Origin of the sequence: Longimicrobium terrae (genome assembly GCF_014202995.1) — a bacterium.
Taxonomy (GTDB): Bacteria; Gemmatimonadota; Gemmatimonadetes; order Longimicrobiales; family Longimicrobiaceae; genus Longimicrobium; species Longimicrobium terrae.
On record NZ_JACHIA010000008.1, the window covers coordinates 60,570 to 76,987 of the forward strand.

Sequence of the window (16,418 nt, forward strand, 5' to 3'; positions counted from 1 at the left end):
GAAGCGGCCGCGCAGGGGAAAGTCCTTCCGCAGCGGGTGCCCTTCGGCGTAGTTGTACGGCATGAGGATGCGGCGCAGGTCCGGGTGCCCCCGGAACACGACGCCGAACATGTCGTACACCTCGCGCTCAAGCCAGTCGGCCGCGCGCCACAGGAAGTACACGGTCTCGATCTCCAGCCCGTCCAGCGGAAGCTCCACCTTGACGCGCAGGTTGAGCTTGGCGGGAATGGACCAGAGCTGGTAGACGACCTGGATGGACCGTCCGCCGCCGTAGTCCACGGCCGTCAGGTCCTGCAGAAAGTCGTACCGCCCCGTGTCGCGCAGCCAGGTCAGGATCTCCAGGCTGCGCTCCGCGGGGACGTACACGATGTGCTCGTCGCCGGCCACCAGCTCGTGCCGCAGCACCGCCTCGCCGAACTCCTGGCAGAGCGCGTCGACGGTGGGGTGCGGCGGCAGGTCGCCCGCCTGGGGCGGCGCGCCGGGGGCCTCGGACTCGGAGGGACGCGGGCCCTGGTCCAGCCCCTCGAGTCCCTTCTTGAAGTCGGTCATGTCAGGAGAAGAAGTGCCCAGTGCTTGGTTCCCAGTGCCCAGTCCGGGTCTCGACGGACCGGGCACTGGGAACTGGGCACTTTCCGTTCGTCACGGCAGCCGGTCCGAAACGCGGACCACCGCGCCGGTGCTGACCAGCCCGCTGCTGCGGTTCTGGTTGGTGCTGTTGCCAAAGGGCAGCGTCACCCGGTCCAGCACCTCGCGCGGCAGGTAGCTGCCGGTTTCGGGAAGCTGGTCCACCGCGTTCCACTCGTCGTCGCTGGTGGCGGCGCTGTTCCGGATCTTTTCCTGGATCAGCAGAATGCCGTACATCAGCGCCTCGGGGCGCGGCGGGCAGCCGGGAACGTACACGTCCACGGGGATGATGGTGTCGATCCCCTGCACCATGCTGTACACGTCGAACACGCCGCCCGTGCTGGCGCAGGCGCCCATGCTGATGGCCCACTTGGGGCTGGGCATCTGCTCCCAGATGCGCTTGAGCACGGGAGCCATCTTGTAGCTCACCCGGCCGGCGCAGATCAGCAGGTCCGCCTGGCGCGGGCTGAAGCTCATGCGCTCCATGCCGAAGCGGGCCAGGTCGAACCGCGTGGCGGCGGTGGCCATCATCTCGATGGCGCAGCACGCCGTGCCGAACGGCATGGGCCACAGCGAGTTGATGCGGGCCCAGTTCACGACGGCGTCGAGCCGGGTGGTCATGAACCCCGGCTGGCCGTCAAAGATGTTGGACTGCTGCAGGGTCGCCGGCTGTACGCTGCCGGGAAGGCCCTGATGAACGGCAAGGCCCTCCGCGTTCCGCGGCTGGCCTTCCGTGGGATCCATGCTGCCGGAGGGGGCGTCGTTCAGTCCCATTCCAGCGCTCCTTTCTTCCATTCGTAGACGAGGCCCACGGTGAGGATGAAGATGAAGATCATCGCCACCGCGAAGCCGTGCCAGCCCAGCGCGCGCATGCTCACCGCCCAGGGCAGCAGGAACACGGTCTCCACGTCGAACACGATGAACAGGATCGCGACCACGTAGAACTTGACCGAAAAGCGCTCGCGGGTGCCGCCGAGCGGATTCATTCCGCTTTCGTACGGCGCCGACTTGGCCTTGGTCGCCCTGCCCGGACTGAGCACCGACGACAGCACCACCATCCCCACCGCCTGCGCGACCGACAGGACCAGGAGAATCAGTACGGGAAGGTACGGGCGAAGCATGGCGTCGGGCCGGTCCTTGAAACAGGAGTTTGTGAAAAGCTTCACTTGCTGGGAGACGCGCCAAGATACTGCGCGCTTCCAGCCCGGTCAAGCGAACGTCGCAAGCCCGGGCGGACGGGGACGGAGAGCGAAAAACGGGCCTTGCCGCCTCATGGGGGGCCGCGTAGGTTGCCGCCTGTTCCCGTCCCTTCGGCCTGATCTGTTTACCCCGCCCGCGCGGGGCGGTTCAGGCGGTTTTCCCCGCCCCTTCACGTTCCGCACCATGAGCATTCGGTCTGACCGGTGGATCCGCGAGAAGGCCCGCGCGGGAATGATCGAGCCGTTCGAGGACGCGCAGGTGCGCGAGGGCACCATCAGCTACGGCCTGTCCAGCTACGGCTACGACATGCGCGTGGCCGACGAGTTCAAGATTTTCACCAACGTCAACAACGCCATCGTCGATCCCAAGGCGTTCGACGACCGCAGCTTCGTGAACTTCAGCGGCGACGTGTGCATCGTGCCGCCCAACTCGTTCGCGCTGGCCCGCTCGGTGGAGTACTTCCGCATCCCCCGCAACGTCATCACGCTCTGCGTCGGCAAATCGACGTACGCGCGATGCGGCATCATCACCAACGTCACCCCGTTCGAGCCGGAGTGGGAGGGGTTCGTGACGCTGGAAATCAGCAACACCACGCCGCTTCCCGCCCGCATCTACGCCAACGAGGGGATCGCGCAGGTGATTTTCTTCGAGGGCGACCCCGAGGGGCCCGAGGTGAGCTACAAGGACCGCAAGGGCAAGTACCAGGGCCAGGTGGGCGTCACCGTCCCCAGGCTGTAGCCCGTCCCCAGCGGGGCTGGTTCGGTATCTGCACGGGGGCCGGGGCACGCGCATGGCGCGCCGCCCCCGCCCGCCGGAACCGCGCGGCCGCGGGTGCCCGGCTTCGCGGTTTTTTTCATCGACCACACACACGATCCCCTGATGAACCAGACCCCGGTCACCCCCACGCAGATGGACGCCATCCGCGAAGTGGTGAACATCGGCGCCGGCCACGCGGCCACCAACCTGTCGGCGCTCACCGGCCTGACGGTGATGATTTCCGTTCCCCGCATCCAGTGGGCGGGTCTCAGCGCCGCGCTGCCCGGGGACGGGGACCTGGTGGTGATCAGCGTTCCCATCTCCGGCGTCAGCGAAGAAGGGGGCGAGCACGCCTCGCTCATTCTGGCGACGGAAACCGCGCTGCGCATGGTGGCGCTCATGCTGCGCCGCGACCCGTCGCGCCACGTGTCCATCGGCGAGCTGGAAAAGTCGGCGCTGATGGAGATGGGGAACATCGTGTGCGCGGCGTACGTGGGCGTGCTGGGGACGTTTCTGAACAAGGGCGTGATGATCGGCACGCCGGTGATGGAGGTGGGCTCGCGCGAGGAACTGGGCCCGCGGCACGCCTCGGGGCTGGTGATCGAGACGGACTTCACCTTTCTGGACACCACCTTTGAGGGCGTATTCGTCCTCAGCCACAGCGACGTGTCGTTCCATTCGCTGCTGAGCGCGCTGGGATTCGACGTCGCCCGTCCGGGCGGCGCAACCTGACCACGGCGGGAGCGGGGCCGATGGACACGCACTTCGCTCCGTTCTCCGCCCGCGCGCGCGCGGAGCACCTGGCCTCGCTCACGGGCGAGACGTGGGACCTGCTCATCATCGGCGGAGGGATCACCGGCGCGGCCGCGGCGCGCGACGCCGCCGGACGCGGGCTGCGCGTCGCCCTGGTGGACGCGGGCGACCTGGCGCGGGGGACGAGCAGCCGGTCATCGCGCCTGATCCACGGCGGCATCCGCTACCTGGAAACCGGAAATCTGCGTCTCGTCTTCGAGGCCAGCGCCGAGCGGCGACGCCTGCTCGGGCTGGCCTCTCATCTTGTGCATCCCCTGCCCTTTCTGTTCGCCGTTTACCGCGGCGAGCCCGTGGGGCTGCGCAAGCTGCAGGCGGGGATGTGGCTGTACGACGCGCTTTCGCTCTTCCGCAACATCTCGCGCCACCGCATGGTTTCGCGCGCCAGGATGAAGGACGAGGAGCCGGGGCTGCGCACGGACGGGCTGGCCGGCGCGGCGCTGTATTACGACGCCTCGGTGGATGACGCGCGGCTGACGCTGGCCAACGCCCGCGGCGCGCACGAGGCGGGCGCGGCGGTGGTGCCGCACGCCGAGGTCAGCGGGTTTCTGCGCGACCCGCGCGGGGTGTCGGGGGTGCGCGTCCGCGACTGCCTGAACCCGCGCGCCGACACGGTGGACGTGCGGGCACGCGTGATCCTGAACGCGACGGGCCCGTGGAGCGACGCGGTACGCACGCTGGCGGATTCGGGGACCAAGCCGCGGCTGCGGCCCACCAAGGGCGTGCACATCCAGGTGCGGCGCGACCGCATCGGAAACCGCCACGCCATCACCTTCCGCTCGCCGGTGGACGGACGCGTGATGTTCGTCCTGCCCTGGGGCGACTTTTCGTACGTGGGGACGACGGATACGGACTACGTGGGCTCCCCCGCCGACGTCCGCGCGGACGAGTCGGACGTGAAGTACCTGCTGGATTCGGCAAACGGGATCTTTCCCGCCGCGAAGCTGACCGGATCGGACGTCGTGAGTACGTGGGCGGGCATCCGGCCGCTGCTGGCGCCGGACAAGGCGGACGGCGGGCTGGCCGCGAGCGCCACGTCGCGCGAGCACGAGATCTGGCGCGACCGCAGCGGGTTGCTGAACATCGCGGGCGGCAAGCTCACCACGTACCGCGTGATGGCGGGACAGGCCGTGGACGCAGCGGCCAGGCTGCTCAAGGAGGCGGGCGTGGCGTCGGGGGAAAGCCCCACCGCGCACCTGCCGCTCCCCGGCGACCCGCAGGAGCCGTGGGAAGAATTTCTGGCGCGCGTCGTCCACGAGGCCGTCGGCGCCGGGCTGGACGCGGACGTCGGCGAGCACCTGGCGCGCGCGTACGGCGAGGATGCGGAGGCCGTGCTGGCCGCCGTCCGCCGCGACGCGGAGGCCGGGCGCCGGCTGATGGCGGGGCATCCGTACATCTGGGCCGAGGTGGACCACGCGGTCAACGCAGAGATGGCGATGCGGCTGGAAGACGTGCTCATCCGGCGGATGCACCTGTTCTACGAGGCCGTGGATGGAGGGCTCGCCGTGGCGGAAGAGGTGGGGCGGCGGATGGCTCGCGCGGACGGCGTGGGGTGGAGCGAGGCGCAGATCGCGGCGCAGGTGGAGTCGTACCGCCAAGCCGTCGCCGCCACCCGCGGCTTCGGCGGATAGGCCGTCTCCGCGGGTTCGGCGGATCGACAGACGTTCTCAGTTGCGCCGCATATCAGGATGCCGCACTTCGCGTTAGCTCGCTCGACCTCACGTTGCCTCTCAACCCGCTCGGCCGCGGTTTGCTCACGCATCCCGACCGCCGGCTGCCTCGCCCCGAGCCCGTCGATGCGCTTGCCTGATCCACATCAGTGATCGCCTCTCGGCCGACACAACCCGGCGCATCCGCATGAGGCGATCGCATTCACGGCTGATGAGAATCGCTGATTGACCCCGACTGATCAGATGGCCGCATTCGGGTGGCCTGATCCACATCTCCTGATCCACATCTCCTGATCCACATCTCCTGATCCACATCTTCTGATCCACATCGGCTGATCATCATCCGCTGATCATCATCCGCTGATCATCATCCGCCCTGCCCTGCCCTGCCCTGAACGCGCGGCGCACGTCGTGCGTTCGGGCGGATACGCGGCATCCCGCACGCGCACATCGCCCGATCACACGCATTCGTGCCCTCACGCCCGCGACGCAGACGCCCGCACACCCCGCAGGGCCGCACCTGGGGCCACCGCGTGCGCGGCTGGCTCGAGGACCCGCTGCGTCAGTTTCAGCTGTCGGTGGGGGTGCTCATTCTGCTCGTGGTTGTGGGCACCGTGGGATACCACTTCATCGAGCGGATGAGGTGGATCAACTCGCTGTACATGACCATCATCACGGTCGCCACGGTGGGCTTCGGCGAGATCGAGCCGCTGACCACCACGGGCCGCGTGTTCACGATGGGGCTCATCGTGCTGGGCGTGGGCGTGGGGGCGTGGGCGGCCAGCAACCTGGTTGAGGTTGCGCTCGGGCAGACGCTCTGGACCAGCGTGCAACGGCGAAAGATGAAGGACTCGCTCTCCCATCTCAAAGACCACTACGTCGTCTGCGGCCACGGGCGGCTGGGCACGCGCATCGTGCGCGACCTGGCGGCGCGCGGCGAAACGTTCGTCGTGGTGGACAACGATCCCGCGCAGGAAGAAGCGCTGCTGGCCAGCCAGACGCCCCACCTGATCGGCGACGCCACGGAGGACGACGTGCTGCGGCGCGTGCGCGTGGACCGGGCGCGCGGGCTGGTGTCCGCGCTGGACAGCGACGCCAACAACGTGCTGACGGTGCTGACCGCGCGGGAGCTCAGCTCCAAACTGCTGATCGTGGCGCGCGCCAACGCCGAGCAGTCGGAAAGCAAGCTGCGGCGCGCCGGCGCGGACCGCGTGGTCACGCCCGACGACATCGGCGGGCACCGGCTGGCGCTGGCGCTGCTTCGCCCCGCCGTGCACGACCTGTTCAACGAGATCTTCAGCTTCAGCGTGAACATCGCGGTGGACGTGGGGCAGATCGTGATTCCGCACGGGTCGCCATTCGCCGGACAGACGGTGGCGGGATGCGATCTGCGGCGGATGCGGAACGTGAGCATCCTGGCCATCCGCGGCCCCGAGGGCGACTTCGCGCTCAATCCCGATGCCCAGCGCGTCATCCGCCCCGGCGAGACGATGATCGTGATCGGCCCGGCGGAGGCGATTTACGAGCTGGAGGCGCTGTACGGGGAGGAGTAAGGGAAGTGCGTGAGTGCGGGGTGCTGGGTGCGTGAGTGCGAACGACACTCGGCGGCTGGATTCGTGGGTTGCGGCGGGCTTCAGGGCGGCCCCCACCCGGGCCGGCACCACCGGCCCACCCTCCCCCAAAAAAGACTGGGGGAGGGTTGGGGCGGTCGGAAGGTGCGAGATGGAGAGCAGAGACCTGCCCGTGAGCAAGTTTCCTTGAGCGAATGAATCCGCCGCTCCAGAAGCGGGAAGCCCCGACACGACGCCCATAGGCGCCGTTCGGGGCTTCAACTGCATCGCGGGGCGAGTACGGTGCGCGCGGGATGGCTGGACCCTGGGGAAGGTAGATCCTTCGTCGGCGCCAAGTCTCGGCGCGGCAACAGGTTCGGCCGGCGCCTCCTCAGGAGGACGCCTCGGGCGTCGTGGCGGAGCAAGGGTCCGCGTCGTCACGCCGTACGCAGTTGAAGCCCCGGTCGTGGACGCGCCAGCGGCCGTGAGCCGGGGGTTCCCGCAGTTCGAGCGGCGGATCCATTCGCTCAACGCGGGACGCGGCTAACCCGCCCTATCGAAGGTGCCGACGACCTCCCCGACGGAGACGCGGCTCGCCCCAACGGAGCCGCGGATGCGCCTGCGGCCATGGCGAGGGGATTACCGCAATTCGAGCGGCGGATTCACTCGCTTAACGCGGGACGCGGCTCCCTCCCCGACGAGAGCCGCCTGCAAGCCTCGACGGAGGCGGCGGCTACGCACCGACCCGTCCCCCGCGCCAAACGGCTCCCCCTCCCCCGCTTGCGGGGCGAGGGGGCTGGGGGGAGGGGGGAGCCCGCCGCCACACCGAACCATCCGGAACGCACGGCACTGGGGTGTGCTCCCTCTCCCACATCTGTTCGTGGGAGAGGGTCGTCGTGCGCAGCACGCGGGGTGAGGGCTCTTGCGCGGTTTACTAGATTGACCGTTCGGGCGATCGGTGACTCTTCCCCGCCCTTTCCACACGCCCCATCCGGAGCCCCCACCGTGGCAGCCAGACCCGTTATTCTCGTCGTGGACGACGACCCCGAAGTGCTGCGCGCAGTGGAACGCGACCTCAAGCGGCGGTACGGGCGCGACTACCGCGTGCTTTCCGCCGCCTCCGGCGAAGACGGCCTGGAACTGCTTCGCCAAGTGAGCGTCCGCGGCGAGCCCGTTGCGCTCCTCCTGGCCGACCAGCGCATGCCGCGCATGAGCGGCGTGGAGTTCCTGGAAGCGGCCGTCGAGTACGCGCCCACCGCCCGGCGCGCCATCCTCACCGCGTACTCCGACATCGACGCGGCCATCGGCGCCATCAACCGCGCCCACATCGACTTCTACCTGCAGAAGCCGTGGGACCCGCCCGAGGCCAACCTGTACCCGGTGCTGGACGAGCTGCTGGACGACTGGCGCGGCCAGTACCGCCCCGGCTACGACGACGGCATCCGGGTGCTGGGGCCGCGCTGGTCGCCGCAGGTGCACGACATCAAGGACTTTCTGGCCCGCAACCAGGTGCCCTACCGCGCCCTGGACGTGGAGCAGGGCGACGAAGCATGCAAGCTGCTGGAGGCCGCCGGGCTGGACGGCCGCGAACTCCCCGTCGTCCTTTTTCCCGACGGATCGCACCTCGTGCAGCCGCTGCCCCGCGACGTGGCGGAAAAGGCCGGGCTGCGCATCCATGCCGAGCAGCCGTTCTACGACCTGGCCATTGTGGGCGCGGGGCCGGCCGGGCTCGCCGCCGCCGTCTACGGCGCGTCCGAGGGGCTCAAGACGCTCGTGGTGGACGCCGAGGCGCCGGGCGGGCAGGCGGGGACGTCGTCGCTGATCGAAAACTACCTGGGCTTTCCGCGCGGGCTCAGCGGCGCGGACCTCACCCGGCGCGCCGTGGCGCAGGCCCGCAAGTTCGGCGCGGAAATCCTGACGCCGGTGCAGGTGAACGCGCTACGCGTGGACGGCCAGTACCGCTACCTGACCACGACGGACGGAACGGAGATCGCCTGCCACGCGCTGATGGTCACCACCGGCGTTCAGTACCGCAAGCTGGACGCGGCCGGCGCGGAGGAACTGACCGGCGCCGGCGTCTACTACGGCTCCACCATGACGGAGGTGCTCAGCTGCCGCGACGAGGACGTCTTCATCGTGGGCGCGGGGAACAGCGCGGGCCAGGCCGCGGTCTACCTGGCCACCATGGCGCGTTCCGTCACCATCGTCTGCCGCGGCGGCGACATCGGCCGCACCATGTCGCAGTACCTGGTGGACGCCATCGCCGAACTGCCGAACGTGCACGTCAGCCTGCACGCCCGGGTGTGCGCGGTGCACGGTGACGGGCGGCTGCAGGGGGTGAGCCTCAAGCACGCCGACGACCGCGTGACCACGCACGACGCGGCCGCGCTCTTCGTCTTCATCGGCGCGATGCCGAACACCGACTGGCTGGACGGCGTCGTCGTCCGTGACGCCAAGGGATTCATCCTCACCGGCCCGGATCTGATGAAGGAGCGCACCCCGCCGCGCGGATGGCCGCTGGCACGCGACCCGTTTCTGCTGGAAGGCAGCGTTCCCGGGGTGTTCTGCGCGGGCGACGTGCGCTTCGGCTCGGTCAAGCGCGTGGCCAGCGGCGTGGGCGAGGGATCGGTGGCCATCTCCTTTGTTCACCAGTACCTGGCGGACCTGTGAACACCCGGCTGCACGACTCGGAAGACAAGATCCTCTTTCCCACCTTCGCTCCGGAGGTGGTGGAAGAGATGATGCACTGGGGCACGGTGGAGCAGATGGCGCCCGGCGGCGTCCTCTTTACCGAGGGCCAGCGCAACTACGACTTCTTCGTGGTGCTGGACGGCACGGTTCGCGTCACCAAGCGCGTGGGCGGCGAGGACCGGCTGCTGGCCATCCACCACCCCGGCGAGTTCGCGGGGGAGATCGGCATTCTCACGCACGGGCCCGCCATCTCCACCGCGCGGGCGACGGGGGACGCGCGCGTGCTGCGGATCGCCGCGGACGTCTTCCGCCAGCTGACCACGCAGTGCACGCCGCTGGGCGAAACGGCCGTGCAGGCGATGTCGGCGCGTACGCGTGAGGTGGACGCCAGCCTCCGCCAGCAGGAAAAGCTCACGGCGCTGGGGCGGATGGCCGCCGGGCTGGCGCACGAGCTGAACAACCCCGCCTCCGCCGCCCGCCGCGCCGCGCAGGAGCTGCACGAGGCCGTGGGTGAGGCGCAGCGGCGCGCGCTGGACTACGACCGCCGCTTCAACGACCGCCAGCGCGCCATGCTCTGCATGATGCACGACGGGCTTCGGCGCGCGGAGCAGCCGTCCGCCGCCAACGCCCTGGCCCGCTCGGACGACGAGGACGCGGTGGCGCTCTGGCTGGACGAGCGCGGCGTGCCGGACGCGTGGGACAAGGCGCCGCCGCTGGTCCACGCGGGGATGAAGCCCGCGAGCGTGCAGGCGCTGGACGCGGAGTTCGACGGCGAATCGCTGCGGGGCGCGGTGGACTGGCTCGCGTCCACCCTTTCGCTGACCGGCCTCGCCGGCGAGCTGGAGGGGAGCGCGGCGCGCATCTCGGCGCTCGTGGGATCCATCAAGGAGTACAGCTACATGGACCGCGGCAAGGTGCAGTGGCTGAACGTGCACGACACGCTGGAAAGCACGCTCCGCATCCTGAACCACAAGCTGCGCGACGGCATCACCCTGCACCGCGAGTTCGCGCCCGATCTGCCGCTGATCTGCGCCTCAGGGAGCGAGTTGAACCAGGTGTGGACCAACCTGATCGACAACGCCGTGCAGGCCATGGCGGGCCGCGGCAATCTGTGGGTGCGCACCGTGCGCGACGGCGACGCGGTTCGAGTGGAGATCGAGGATGACGGCCCGGGGATTCCGGCGGATGTACTGCCGCGCATCTGGGAGCCGTTCTTTACCACCAAGGGCGTGGGCGAAGGCACCGGGCTGGGGCTCGACATCGCGCGGCGCATCGTGGAGCGCGGGCACGGCGGCGACATCCGCGTCAGCTCGCGCCCGGGGCACACCCGCTTTTCCATCACGCTGCTGATTGAGCCGCCCAAGCACGACGCGTGACATCAACCATCGTTACCCGACAGCACGGAGACGCCCGATGAGCACCTGCAAGCACGTGGACCAGATCGATCCGGATGTGCAGCCGCACACGCCCAACGGGTGCGAGGAGTGCCTCAAGACCGGTGACTGGTGGGTGCACCTGCGCGTGTGCCTGATCTGCGGCAAGGTGGGCTGCTGCGATTCGTCGCCCAACCGCCACGCCACGCGGCACTTTCATGAGTCCAAGCACCCCATCGTGCAGTCGATGGAGCCGGCCGAGGACTGGCGCTGGTGCTTTGCGGACAACACGGAAGTGCCCAATCCCGAACACGTGGAGTACAAGCGCACCGCGTAGCGGATTCCGATCCACCGACGGTTCCGGTGGATGGGCCGCGTCCGCCGCATCGCCGCGATTCTGTCCTCCATGGTGGACAGAGCGGATGATGATGCGCGGAGCGGGAAACAGGCATCGGATTGGACAGCAACAACTTGCGATGGGGCCGCCGGGTGGCGGCCCCTTTGCTTTTCCCTGGCTCCGCAAGCACCGACCCTTGAACGCCCTTGTGGAGCCCGACCCATGAAAATGCGCATCCTGCTCAGCCTTGCCGCCGCGTCCATCCTCAGCGCCTGCACGTCCACCAACGCCGTGCTGCTGGGCGGGACGGGAACGTACCCGGAACTCAGCCCCGGCGAGGTGCGCGTGTTTCTGCACGAGGAGAACGTGCCGGGTGATTTTGAACGGATCGCGCTGGTGACCGCCGAGAGCAACGCCAGCTGGACGGATGAAACCGACCTGATCCGCGCGATGCGGCGCCGGGCGGCCAAGATGGGCGCCGACGCCATCATCATCGGCGACCTGCACGACCCCACGACGCTGGAACGCGTGGCCGAGGTGCTGACGGACTACCAGCCCCAGCGCCGCGGCCGTGCACTCGCCATCCGCCTGGTGGCCGGGGACGCACCAGAAATTGCCGCCCGGTAGTACGAATCGCAGTGACTTGGACATAGATCGCGGGACAAACGGGAAAGCGGCCCGGGGCACAAAACCCCGGGCCGCTTTTCGTTTGGATAATCGAACGATCCAGCGGACGTGCTGCGTTCTTTGCCGACGCTATCGGAGCCAAGTCCGTCAGACGCGCGGACGCGCCTCATCCGACGCGCGTGAGCGCCGCGAGGCGGCGAGGAAGACGCTGCACCGTCGCCGCAGCAGGCGCCGGGAGAGCGGCGCAGTCGCAGGAGGAAGGCGAGAGAAGCGGCCCGGGGCGTGTGCTCCGGGCCGCTTCTCGTTCATCCACCGAAACAGGTCACTCCGAGTCCTGCGTCCACTCCGTCATCCGGTGCAGCAGGCGGTCGATGCGCTCGCGCAGATCCAGATCCGTCACGTGGTCCGCGGCTGCGCGCAGGTAGCCGATCATCAACCCCACCTCACCCTGCGCCAGCTCGCGCGCAAACAGCAGCGGGTTCAGCCCCAGATCCCCCGCCGCGGTTTCCACCGCCTGCACGGCGAGCTCCGCCAATTCGCCCGTGTCTCCGCCGGCCAGGTCGGCCTCGTGCGTCGCGTCGTGCACGTCAGTCCTGCCCGGGCGCGGCGCCGGGCGCGGGGACGGCGCCGATCATACTTGCAAAGCTCCCCGTAAGCAGCACCTTCCACGCGCCGCCCACCTGCACCAGCGGCGCCACCTGCACCTGGTTGATGCTGGTTCCGCGCGCGGTCATGTTCATCCGGTAGACCACGTGGGCGGTGTCGCCCTCCATCACGTGCCCCATCACCCGGATGGTGGCGCCAGAAAGCAGTTCGCGCATCTCGCCGCGCAGCACGCTGGCCAGCATGCGCTCGTACAGCGCGGGCGCGGAAAGCGCCTTCAGTTCATCCGGCGAGTGCACGGAGAACATCTCTTCCATCTGCTCGGCGGATTCCGGCCCGGCCAGGTTGGCCAGCCCCACCATCGCCGCCTTCAGTTCCTCCAGCGCGGCGGGATCCATCATCGCCGCGTTCCCCGCGAAGTCGCCGGTCTGAAAGGTGGCGAAGTAGCGCTCCATCACCCGCTCGGGCGTTTCCTGCGCCGAGGCGCGCGCGGGAAGCACGCACAGCGCCGCCACCACCATCGCGCCCACGATCCGTCTGCTCATCGTCACTTTCCTGTGGATACGGATAACCGCCTTTACATCCTGCTCGCGCCCGGCGTGACGCCGTTCATCCCCCCGACCGCCGGAGATCCGCGTCTCGCCGTTGTACACGACACGAGCCAGATCGTCCCGCACGATGCTCCTCGCGGTGCCGCGCCGGGGTTCGATCGAATTACTCGCGCGAGGCGGCCGGACGGCGGAACTCGGCGTCGCGGCTCCAGTCCGGGAGCGTGGCGGCGTTGGCCAGCATGGCGCCAAAGTCCAGCACCAGTTCCGAAAGCTGCACCGCGCCGCGCAGGTCCCAGTCCGCGCGGTACTCGTCGGAGGGCTGATGGTAGCGGTGCGCGTTGTAGTCTTCTTCCTGCTCCGCGCCCCACCCCGCCGGGCGCCCTTCGAACGCGTTCCCCGCGCCGATGGACACGGCGGGAACGCCGGCCTTGGCAAAGGAGAAGTGGTCCGAGCGGTAGAAGTGGCCGCGCTCCGGATGGTCGTCCGGCGTCAGCCGCCAGCCGCGGCCGCGCACCATTCCCGCCAGGCTCGCGCCCAGCGTGCTCTTGTTCTCGCCCAGGACGCTGAAGTTGGTGGTGGTCCCCAGCACGTTGCCGCCGTCCACGTTCAGGTTGGCGACGATGGAGGCTACGGGCACGGTGGGATTGCGGGCAAAGAACTCCGAGCCCAGCAGCCCCGACTCTTCCGCGGTGACGAAGACGAACAGCTGGCTGCGCTTGGTCCTGGGCCCCTGCGCCGCCGCGCGCGCGATGGCCAGCAGGTCCGCCACGCCCGACGCGTTGTCCGATGCGCCGTTGTAGATGCTGTCACCGCGCACCGCCGGACCGATGCCCAGGTGGTCCCAGTGCGCGCTGTACGACACGTACTGGTCGGCCAGCGCGCGGTCCGACCCGCGCACCACGCCCACGACGTTTTCCGACTGCAGGTGCTGCACGGTGTTGCGGAAGCCCACGTTCAGCGTCACGCCGGTGGCGACGGGGCGAAAATCACGCGATTCGGCGCGGCGGCGCAGGTCGGCCAGGTCCATTCCCGCGCCGCGCAGAACGGCGGTGGCGGCGCTGTCCGTGATCCATCCCCGAAAGCCGAGCGGCGCGGGGAGGTTGGCGTCGCGCGGCAGCATGCGCTGCTCCTTGGCCCACGAGCCCACCACCGTGTGCCAGGGATAGCCGGCCTGCTCGCTGGTGTGGACGATGAGCATTCCCGCCGCGCCCTGCCGCTCCGCCTCCTCGAACTTGTACGTCCAGCGGCCGTAGTACGTCATGGCCCGGCCGCCGAACAGGTCCGGCTCCGCGGCGCTGGCGGGCGCGTCGTTGACGAGCACCATCAGCACCTTGCCGCGCAGATCCATCCCCTTGAAGTCGTCCCAGCGGTACTCGGGCGCCTTGGATCCGTAGCCCACGAAGACGATTTCCGCGTTGGCCGCGCTGGCTTCCGACGCGGAGCCGGCCCAGACCACGACGTCCTCGGGATAGCGCAGCGTGCCCGCGGACCGGCCGCCTGTCTGAACGCGGATGCTGGCGGGATCGGCGCCCACGATGTCGATGGGCACCTGCTGAAAGTAGCCGCCGTTCACGCCCGGCTCCACGCCGGCGGCGCGCAGCTGGCTGGCGATGTACTCCGTGGCCAGGCGGCCGCCGCGGGTGGCGGGGGCGCGCCCCTCCAGCAGGTCGGAGGACAGAAAGCGCAGGTGCCCGTCGATCTCGCTGGCGCGGATGCGGGGCGTCTGCGCGGCGGCGGTGGTGGCGGCCAGAAGGCCCCCCGCCGCGGCGAGGACGATGCGTCGGTTCATGGATTCCGGTTGGCGGAACGGTGGATCGGGGACGGACGGAAAGCGCCGCTTCTTCCGCGCGGCGGGCACGACAACGTAGGCGGAGCGCGGCGCGGCAACAACGGGGCCCGCGCGGCCCTCACCCCGCGCGCTGCGCGCGGCGACCCTCTCCCACGAACCGATGTGGGAGAGGGGGCACACCCCAGTCCGGCTCGCGGGCGCCCAACGTCGCGGATCGCAGGTTCCGCGGCCCCGGCGGGCTTCGCGGGATGCGCGGCGGGGACGAGGGTGACGGGGGATCGAGTCATTCGGGCGGCTTCTTCACCCCGGCGAGACGAAGCATCAGCCTGATGCGCGTCAGGAGAAGTCGAGGCCGATCTGGGGGTCAGCGCGCGTCCCCGCACTGGCCGGCGCGTCCGGCGGGGCGGCGGCGTCCTGCTCCGCGAGCCACCGCGCGATGACGGATACGGCATGCCGCCGTTCATCTTCCGTCATCGGACGGCCCTTGGGGATGCGGTGCCACTTGGCCAGGCACCCGCGGCAGCAGGTGGCCGTCGCATGCTGCGCCACAAAGACCGGATGGCCGCGCATGGGCGTCTGCTTTCCATCGTTTGGCGGATCGGCGGGCGCGAGCCGCGCGGCGATCATCTCGTCCGCGTGGCGCAGCACGACGGGCATTCCCTTCGCGCGCAGGTACGCCAGATCCGCCCCGCGCAGCCGGAAGCGGCTGCGGAACGTGGACCGCGCCAGCGCGGCGAACAACTCATCCAGACGATCCATCCCTCGAATATTCCGGCGTACGCGCGTCCACGGAGAGCGGGCGGTGACAGCATGCGGCGGCCCCCGTGCGCCGTCAACCGCGGCGGAACAGATGTTGGCCGGGGAGGCGCGGCAGCCACTGTCATCCCTACCCGAAACGGCTATATTCCAACCACATCTGGTCCACCCGTCCGGATGACGGCCGCGCTCCCATCCTATCCAGGGTAGCCGGCCAGCTTGCAACTTCCGCCGCAACCGCTTCGTAGTCCTCCGCATCTCCGGCACACCGCCGGAGAAACCCGCTCAGGGACCATGGACTTCTACCTTTTCTGCCTCATTCTCGGCTTTGCCGGGCTCGCGCTGATGGCTTTCAGCGGCATGGCCTCGCACGGCCACGCGGGACACGGGCACGGCGGCCACGACGTGGGCGACGTTTCGCTCGGCCACGGCCACGCGCACGGCGGCCATGCGGGCCACGCGCACGCCGGGCATGCCCACGCGGGACACGCGCAAGCCAGCTCCGGCCATCACGCGGCATCCGGCCATCACCATGGCCACGGCGACCATGACGCGGGCAAGACCGGCTCGCCGCGCGATATGGTGATGACGCGGCCGGGCGTGGGCCAGGTGCTGCTGGAGCTCATCTCCCCCCGACTGTGGTTCAGCGTGCTGCTGGGGATGGGCGCCGCCGGGCTGCTGCTGGAGCCGTTCACCGGCGGGCTGCTGCTGCTGGCGGGCGCCGTGGCGGGCGGGCTGGCCTTTGAGTTCGGCGCGGTGCGGCCGCTGTGGAACGCCATGTTCCGCTTCGCCAGCGACCCCGCCCTGACGCTGGAATCCGCGGTGATGGACCGCGCCACGGCGGTCACCGGCTTCGACGCGCAGGGCCACGGGCTGGTGTCCATTGTCCTGAACGGACAGATCGTGCAGTTGCTGGGCACCCTTCGGCCCGAAGAGCGGGCGCTGGGGGTGCGGGTTCGCGCGGGGGACGCGCTGATCGTCGAGGACGTCGACGGGCGCCGCAACCGCTGCGTGGTTTCCTCCATGGACGCAATCGCGTCCCCGAAGTGACGCCGGACGCGTCCCCGTAAGTTCACTCTGC

At 69.5% G+C, this 16,418-nt stretch carries 15 protein-coding genes and 1 pseudogene; 9 read left to right on the plus strand and 7 right to left on the minus strand.

Features of this window, described 5'->3' with window-relative positions; all coding sequences use genetic code 11:
* Positions 1-6: 6 nt before the first annotated feature.
* The 3 genes and pseudogenes from HNQ61_RS29860 to HNQ61_RS14590 all read right to left on the minus strand — a co-directional run.
* Positions 7-456 (minus strand): annotated as a pseudogene (locus tag HNQ61_RS29860) (NADH-quinone oxidoreductase subunit C); the annotation flags it as partial.
* A gap of 183 nt (positions 457-639) precedes the next feature.
* Positions 640-1,245: an NADH-quinone oxidoreductase subunit B gene (locus tag HNQ61_RS29580; protein WP_420816135.1), complete on the minus strand. Its 606-nt coding sequence runs from the start codon at positions 1,243-1,245 to the stop codon at positions 640-642.
* Positions 1,246-1,388: 143 nt separating this feature from the next.
* On the minus strand, positions 1,389-1,745 hold the full coding sequence (locus tag HNQ61_RS14590) for an NADH-quinone oxidoreductase subunit A (RefSeq protein WP_170036822.1): 357 nt from the start codon (positions 1,743-1,745) through the stop codon (positions 1,389-1,391).
* A 262-nt stretch (positions 1,746-2,007) separates the two neighbouring features.
* On the opposite strand from HNQ61_RS14590, the gene dcd reads away from it, so the two are divergent.
* The 8 genes from dcd (at position 2,008) to HNQ61_RS14630 (ending at position 11,638) form a co-directional block, all read left to right on the plus strand.
* Complete coding sequence (dcd, locus tag HNQ61_RS14595; RefSeq protein ID WP_170036820.1) at positions 2,008-2,562, plus strand: dCTP deaminase; 555 nt, start codon at positions 2,008-2,010, stop codon at positions 2,560-2,562.
* A gap of 141 nt (positions 2,563-2,703) precedes the next feature.
* Entirely contained in the window at positions 2,704-3,312 is a 609-nt protein-coding gene (locus HNQ61_RS14600; RefSeq protein ID WP_170036818.1) for a chemotaxis protein CheC, read from the plus strand.
* Positions 3,313-3,332: 20 nt separating this feature from the next.
* Entirely contained in the window at positions 3,333-5,021 is a 1,689-nt protein-coding gene (locus HNQ61_RS14605) for a glycerol-3-phosphate dehydrogenase/oxidase (RefSeq protein ID WP_170036816.1), read from the plus strand.
* A 572-nt stretch (positions 5,022-5,593) separates the two neighbouring features.
* The gene (locus HNQ61_RS14610; RefSeq protein ID WP_170036814.1) at positions 5,594-6,613 is read left to right on the plus strand and encodes an NAD-binding protein; all 1,020 of its coding nucleotides are present in this window, start codon (positions 5,594-5,596) and stop codon (positions 6,611-6,613) included.
* Positions 6,614-7,615: 1,002 nt separating this feature from the next.
* Positions 7,616-9,280 carry an FAD-dependent oxidoreductase gene (locus HNQ61_RS14615; RefSeq protein WP_205761872.1) on the plus strand — a complete coding sequence of 555 codons (1,665 nt, stop codon included), beginning with the start codon at positions 7,616-7,618 and terminating at the stop codon, positions 9,278-9,280.
* On the plus strand, positions 9,277-10,677 hold the full coding sequence (locus tag HNQ61_RS14620) for an ATP-binding protein (protein WP_170036810.1): 1,401 nt from the start codon (positions 9,277-9,279) through the stop codon (positions 10,675-10,677). The genes HNQ61_RS14615 and HNQ61_RS14620 overlap by 4 nt, the downstream gene beginning before the upstream one ends.
* A gap of 37 nt (positions 10,678-10,714) precedes the next feature.
* Positions 10,715-11,011, plus strand: coding sequence for a UBP-type zinc finger domain-containing protein (locus HNQ61_RS14625; protein WP_170036808.1), 297 nt, complete (start codon positions 10,715-10,717; stop codon positions 11,009-11,011).
* Positions 11,012-11,233: 222 nt separating this feature from the next.
* The gene (locus HNQ61_RS14630; RefSeq protein WP_170036806.1) at positions 11,234-11,638 is read left to right on the plus strand and encodes a hypothetical protein; all 405 of its coding nucleotides are present in this window, start codon (positions 11,234-11,236) and stop codon (positions 11,636-11,638) included.
* 322 nt (positions 11,639-11,960) lie between these two features.
* Here HNQ61_RS14630 and HNQ61_RS14635 read toward each other — a convergent pair whose 3' ends face one another.
* The 4 genes from HNQ61_RS14635 to HNQ61_RS14650 all read right to left on the minus strand — a co-directional run bounded on the left by HNQ61_RS14635 (position 11,961) and on the right by HNQ61_RS14650 (position 15,340).
* Positions 11,961-12,224 (minus strand): hypothetical protein, encoded by a 264-nt coding sequence (locus HNQ61_RS14635; RefSeq protein ID WP_170036804.1) that lies wholly within the window; start codon positions 12,222-12,224, stop codon positions 11,961-11,963.
* Between the two features lies 1 nt (position 12,225).
* Positions 12,226-12,786, minus strand: coding sequence for a hypothetical protein (locus HNQ61_RS14640; RefSeq protein ID WP_170036802.1), 561 nt, complete (start codon positions 12,784-12,786; stop codon positions 12,226-12,228).
* 169 nt (positions 12,787-12,955) lie between these two features.
* Positions 12,956-14,581: a M28 family peptidase gene (locus HNQ61_RS14645; RefSeq protein WP_170036801.1), complete on the minus strand. Its 1,626-nt coding sequence runs from the start codon at positions 14,579-14,581 to the stop codon at positions 12,956-12,958.
* 336 nt (positions 14,582-14,917) lie between these two features.
* On the minus strand, positions 14,918-15,340 hold the full coding sequence (locus tag HNQ61_RS14650; protein WP_170036799.1) for a DUF4186 domain-containing protein: 423 nt from the start codon (positions 15,338-15,340) through the stop codon (positions 14,918-14,920).
* A 291-nt stretch (positions 15,341-15,631) separates the two neighbouring features.
* Between HNQ61_RS14650 and HNQ61_RS14655 the strand changes: the two genes are divergently transcribed.
* A complete protein-coding gene (locus tag HNQ61_RS14655; protein ID WP_183685694.1) occupies positions 15,632-16,387 on the plus strand; it encodes a hypothetical protein in 756 nt (251 codons plus the stop codon).
* Positions 16,388-16,418: the final 31 nt, after the last annotated feature.

Excerpts from the sequence above, each read along its gene's own strand:
- HNQ61_RS29580 (WP_420816135.1), bottom strand. The coding sequence starts at position 1,245 with ATGACCACCCGGCTCGACGCCGTCGTGAACTGGGCCCGCATCAACTCG.
- HNQ61_RS14590 (WP_170036822.1), bottom strand. The coding sequence starts at position 1,745 with ATGCTTCGCCCGTACCTTCCCGTACTGATTCTCCTGGTCCTGTCGGTC.
- dcd (WP_170036820.1), top strand. The coding sequence starts at position 2,008 with ATGAGCATTCGGTCTGACCGGTGGATCCGCGAGAAGGCCCGCGCGGGA.
- HNQ61_RS14600 (WP_170036818.1), top strand. The coding sequence starts at position 2,704 with ATGAACCAGACCCCGGTCACCCCCACGCAGATGGACGCCATCCGCGAA.
- HNQ61_RS14605 (WP_170036816.1), top strand. The coding sequence starts at position 3,333 with ATGGACACGCACTTCGCTCCGTTCTCCGCCCGCGCGCGCGCGGAGCAC.
- HNQ61_RS14625 (WP_170036808.1), top strand. The coding sequence starts at position 10,715 with ATGAGCACCTGCAAGCACGTGGACCAGATCGATCCGGATGTGCAGCCG.
- HNQ61_RS14630 (WP_170036806.1), top strand. The coding sequence starts at position 11,234 with ATGAAAATGCGCATCCTGCTCAGCCTTGCCGCCGCGTCCATCCTCAGC.
- HNQ61_RS14640 (WP_170036802.1), bottom strand. The coding sequence starts at position 12,786 with ATGAGCAGACGGATCGTGGGCGCGATGGTGGTGGCGGCGCTGTGCGTG.
- HNQ61_RS14645 (WP_170036801.1), bottom strand. The coding sequence starts at position 14,581 with ATGAACCGACGCATCGTCCTCGCCGCGGCGGGGGGCCTTCTGGCCGCC.
- HNQ61_RS14650 (WP_170036799.1), bottom strand. The coding sequence starts at position 15,340 with ATGGATCGTCTGGATGAGTTGTTCGCCGCGCTGGCGCGGTCCACGTTC.
- HNQ61_RS14655 (WP_183685694.1), top strand. The coding sequence starts at position 15,632 with ATGGACTTCTACCTTTTCTGCCTCATTCTCGGCTTTGCCGGGCTCGCG.